Annotated in this window: 5 protein-coding genes and 1 pseudogene; 2 read left to right on the top strand and 4 right to left on the bottom strand. The window is 69.0% G+C overall.

Annotated features, from left to right (window positions below; all coding sequences use genetic code 11):
- Positions 1 to 143, bottom strand: a pseudogene (locus tag H7290_RS18045) (lipoyl synthase); the annotation flags it as partial.
- A 62-nt stretch (positions 144 to 205) separates the two neighbouring features.
- Here H7290_RS18045 and H7290_RS18040 point away from each other — a divergent pair.
- On the top strand, positions 206 to 340 hold the full coding sequence (locus H7290_RS18040) for a hypothetical protein (protein ID WP_290515403.1): 135 nt from the start codon (positions 206 to 208) through the stop codon (positions 338 to 340).
- Here H7290_RS18040 and lipB read toward each other — a convergent pair.
- On the bottom strand, positions 330 to 1049 hold the full coding sequence (gene lipB / locus H7290_RS18035; protein ID WP_290515402.1) for a lipoyl(octanoyl) transferase LipB: 720 nt from the start codon (positions 1047 to 1049) through the stop codon (positions 330 to 332). The two genes, H7290_RS18040 and lipB, sit on opposite strands and share 11 nt — an antisense overlap.
- A gap of 287 nt (positions 1050 to 1336) precedes the next feature.
- Here lipB and H7290_RS18030 point away from each other — a divergent pair, with 287 nt between their 5' ends.
- Positions 1337 to 1756, top strand: coding sequence for a hypothetical protein (locus H7290_RS18030; RefSeq protein ID WP_290515401.1), 420 nt, complete (start codon positions 1337 to 1339; stop codon positions 1754 to 1756).
- Positions 1757 to 1773: 17 nt separating this feature from the next.
- On the opposite strand, the gene H7290_RS18025 is transcribed toward H7290_RS18030, so the two are convergent.
- Entirely contained in the window at positions 1774 to 2673 is a 900-nt protein-coding gene (locus tag H7290_RS18025) for a TIGR01777 family oxidoreductase (RefSeq protein ID WP_290515400.1), read from the bottom strand.
- Positions 2670 to 4349: 2-oxoglutarate dehydrogenase, E2 component, dihydrolipoamide succinyltransferase (gene sucB / locus H7290_RS18020; protein ID WP_290515399.1), on the bottom strand; the 1680-nt coding region annotated here is incomplete at its 5' end. The genes H7290_RS18025 and sucB, both read right to left, overlap by 4 nt.

The following is a 4349-nucleotide window of genomic DNA, read 5'->3' as shown; positions in this document are numbered from 1 at the left end:
TCCTGACACACCGTGTGCAGGCCCTCGCCCTTGACGAGCTTCATCAGCTCGGTGTACTCAGGACCCATCTTCGCCCGGGTCTTGATCCAGGCGGGCTTCTTTTCGATCGGCGTCTCGGCGTTACGGACTTCGAGCCTCAACATCTTGCGGCCCTCAGGAGCGATAGTCACTCCGTCACTGTACGCCGCAGGGCCACGCCTGCGCCGTGGCCTATGGCTGGGCCGTCCAGTCCGAGCGTCGGCGAAATTGGGTGCAGGCTGCGGGCGTCAACTGTTTGGTCGGCGAGCCGTTCGACTTCGCCGGGGTCGGCTTTGGCGAGGCGCTGCGAGTCAGCGAGTGAGCCCGGACACCGGGACGGCCGCAGCGGCAGGAGCGTTGTCGGCCAGGTCGGGGGAGGGCGTGTAGGCATCCCACTGCAGCAGCGCACGCAGGTGCGGCGCCACGGCGGTGGCGGCCTCACCGACCGTGACCTCGCGGCCCAGCTCGGTGCTGATCGACGTGACTCCGGCGTCGGCGATGCCGCACGGGACGAAGCGGTCGTAGAAGCCAAGGTCGACGTCGGCGTTGAGCGAGAAGCCGTGCATGGTCACACCACGGGAAACGCGGATGCCGATCGCGCCGACCTTGCGCTCCGGCCTGCCTCCGCCGCCGGCCAGCCACACACCGGAACGCCCGTGCACGCGACCTGTCCTGACGCCCAGATCGGCTGTGGCACGGATCAGTGCCTCTTCGACCCTGCGTACGTAGTCGACGACGAGGACGTGCGACGGAAGCTTGGTGATGGGGTAGCCCACGAGCTGGCCCGGCCCGTGGAACGTGATCTTCCCACCGCGATCGACATCGACGACGGGCGTCCCGTCGAACGGCCGCTCGTGCGGCTCGGTGCGCCGGCCGGCGGTGTAGACGGCCGGGTGCTCGAGGAACAACGCGGTATCAGGTATCTCGTCGGCAACCCGCTGCGCATGCATCGTGCGCTGGGGCTCCCAGGCCTCGAGGTAGTCGATGGCGCGGTCGCCGTACCACTGGTCAAGGATCTGCAACGTCGTCACGGCTCCAGCGTATCTCCGCCGACCTTGGCCACCGAGTCGATGTCGGCCGACGCCTTGTCGGCAATGTCGACGGTCAGCACGATCGCGTCGCGACGGGGGTGCGCCACCGACCTCACGCCTCTGCCAACTGTCTCGCCCGCGCCCAGATGTGTGTCGCTGACCTGGGCTGTGCCCTGGCCTGCGAGTGGGTGTTGCCCGACCTGCAGGGTCTCGCGATACGTCCGAGCTTTGCACCCCCTGTGGACGACGACGGCCGGGTTACCGGCTCACACGGGCACTGTGGGTGGATGGATTGGTTGTGGGTGCTCATCGTCGCAATGCGTGGCGTCTCGCCTGATGCGCAAGACCGTTGGGCGAGCCGGCTCACCGACCTCGACGAGGTACGCGCCGAGGCCTTCGCCACGGCCGATTCCGGGCTGCTGCGTGAAGTGTACGTCCGGGGCAGCTCTGGGCTGAAGGTCGATGCGGCGATGATCGCGGCATATCACCGACGAGGAGCTAGGGTCCTCGACGCCGATATGCGGGTCCTGTCGTGCCGAGTGCTGCGCGCCTCGTCCTCGCGAGCCCGACTGGATGTCGTCGACCGTCTCGCGCAGGCCCGGGTCCAGTGGGACGACGGCAGCACGACTGCGCTGCCGCGGGACCAACCATCTCGCCGCGTCGTGACCCTCGTGCGCACGTCCGACGGGTGGCGTATCGCTGGCTGACTGTGGCACACCGGAGGTCACCGCAAAGCGGCCTCGAGGGCCGACGCGAGGTCGGGCTCCCCGAAGGTGAACCCGGCATCGAGCAGAGCGGTGGGGGAGAGGCGCAGAGAGCCCAGAAGATCATCGGACAGCCCGCCAAGCACGCCCTTCACAGCGAATCTCGGTGCCGCGAGAAAGGTCGGACGGTGGACGGCGTCACCCAAGGCGTCGGTGAACTCGGCGTTGGTGACCGCCTGGGGCATCGAGAAGTTGAAGGGACCGTTGATCTCGGGGTTGTCCAGAAGCAGCTCGATTCCGCGCACCCAGTCGTGCCGCGAGATGAGCGACATGTATTGCGTGCCCTTGCCCAGCTTGGCGCCGCCGCCGAGCTTCCAGGCCGGAAGCATCAGCTTGAGCATGCCCCCGTCGTCGTCGAGCACCAGCGAGGTGCGCACGAAGCACGTACGAGCGCCCGCCTCGACGGCTGGCATGGCGGCGGCCTCCCACTGCTGGGAGACGTCGGCGAGGAATCCGTCACCCGGAGAGCTGGACTCGTCGAGTATCTCGTCGCCGCGATCGGTGCCGTACCACGACATGCCCGAGCCGGAGATGAACACCGTGGGGGTGGTCGACGCTGCGACGGCGTTGGCCAGCGTCGTGGTGGCCGACAGGCGCGAGCGCAGGATCTCCCGCTTGCGAGCGGCCGTGCGGGGCCACTTGGAGATCGGTGAGCCCGAGAGGTTGATGACGGCATCGGCCCGGTCGACCACGATGCTGTCGATACGTCCGGTGTGGGGGTCCCACAGCGAGGCGTCATCGGCGGGCTCGCCCGCGCGCACGAGCCGGGTGACCTGGTGTCCCTTGGACCGCAGATGCTCCGTGAGAGCTCCGCCGAGGAAACCGGACGCGCCACCGATGACGACATGCATGGCGGTCATGCCCCGAGCTCGGCTTCGAACTCGCCGCCCTCGAGCCGATCCTTGATCGCGGTGAGGAACCTGGCGGCATCAGCACCGTCGACGATGCGGTGGTCGTAGGTCAGCGCGAGGAACACCATCTGACGCACCGCGATGCTCTCCCCGACGTGGGGGTCGGTGATGACGACCGGCCGCTTGACCACGGCGCCGGTGCCAAGAATCGCTACCTGCGGCTGGTTGATGATCGGCGTGTCGAACAGCGCGCCGCGGCTACCGGTGTTGGTCAGCGTGAACGTCCCGCCCGACAGCTCGTCGGGGAGGACTTTGTTGGTGCGGGTGCGCTCGGCGACATCGTTGATCTTGCGGGCCAGCCCGGCGATCGACAGGTCGCCCGCGTCCTTGATGACGGGCACCAACAGGCCGCGATCGGTGTCGACGGCGACCCCGAGGTGCTCACCCGCCGGGTAGGTCACGGTGCCGGCCTCGAGGTCGATTGACGAGTTGACCTGGGGGTAGATCTTCAGCGCTTCGATGGCGGCCTTGGCGAAGAACGGCAGATACGAGAGCTTGACGCCTTCACGCTCGAGGAACGCTTCCTTGGCGCGCGTGCGCAGACGGGCGATCTCGGTGACGTCGACCTCGACGACCGTCGTGAGCTGTGCCGAGACCTGAAGGGACTCGACCATTCGCGTCGCGATGGTCCTGCGGAGGCGGGTGAGCTTCTCGGTCTTGCCTCGCAGGGCGGACGGCTCGGTGGCGGGCGCTGCCGGGGTGGGGGCCGATGCTGCGGCGGCGGGTGCCTCGGCAGCCGCGGGTGCCTTCTCAGCCGCGTCGAGCACATCCTGCTTGCGGATGCGTCCACCGACTCCGGTGCCGGTGACGACGGCGAGGTCGACGCCGTGCTGCTTGGCGAGCTTGCGCACGATCGGCGTGACGTAGGAGTCTCCTCCTCCGTTGTCGGCTGACTCGGCGGGTGTCTCCGTGGACTCCTTGACCGGCGTGGGGCTCGGAGTGGCCTGCGACTCGGGGTTGGCGGGCTCCGGCGTCGGTGCGGGTGCCACCACAGGCTCGGGTGCAGGCTCAGGTGCAGCGGCAGCGACGGCAGCCACTGGCTCGGGTGTGGGTTCGGCGGCCGCCGGGGCGGGCGTTTCTACGGCGGGGGCAGGGGCAGCGGCAGCGTCGGCCGTGCCGATGATCGCGAGCTCGGCACCGATCTCGACAGTCTCGTCCTCGCCGACCTTGATCTCGAGGAGCTTGCCAGCGACGGGCGACGGGATCTCGGTGTCGACCTTGTCAGTGGAGATCTCGAGCAGCGGCTCGTCGACCGCCACATCATCGCCGACCTGCTTGAGCCACTGGGTGACGGTGCCCTCGGTGACGCTCTCGCCGAGCGCTGGGAGGGTGACAGCGGTGCCGCCGGCTGATGGCGCGGTCGCGGCCTGCGGCGCGGGGGCGTTCTCGGGGGCGTTCTCGGCGGCGGCCTGCTCGGCCTCGGCGCTCCCGGCGGAGGCAGGAGCACGTTCCTGCGCGGCTTCCTCGGCGATCGGCCCCTTGGCTGGAGCGTTCTCGGCCGGAGCGTCGGGGGCAGCTGTCGCGGTCTCGGGAGCAGCGGCCGCGTCCCCCGTCTTCTCTTCCTGCAGGTTCTCATCGGACACCGGTGCGACCGCGGACTCGTCGGTGGTCTCGCCAGCCTCGCC

This window comes from Aeromicrobium sp. (genome assembly GCF_014378035.1).
In the GTDB taxonomy this organism is placed as follows: domain Bacteria; phylum Actinomycetota; class Actinomycetes; order Propionibacteriales; family Nocardioidaceae; genus Aeromicrobium.
This window is presented reverse-complemented; position numbering and strand designations above follow the sequence as displayed.

Coding starts and splice junctions, on each gene's coding strand:
- H7290_RS18030 (WP_290515401.1), top strand. CDS start 1,337: ATGGATTGGTTGTGGGTGCTCATCGTCGCAATGCGTGGCGTCTCGCCT.
- H7290_RS18025 (WP_290515400.1), bottom strand. CDS start 2,673: ATGACCGCCATGCATGTCGTCATCGGTGGCGCGTCCGGTTTCCTCGGC.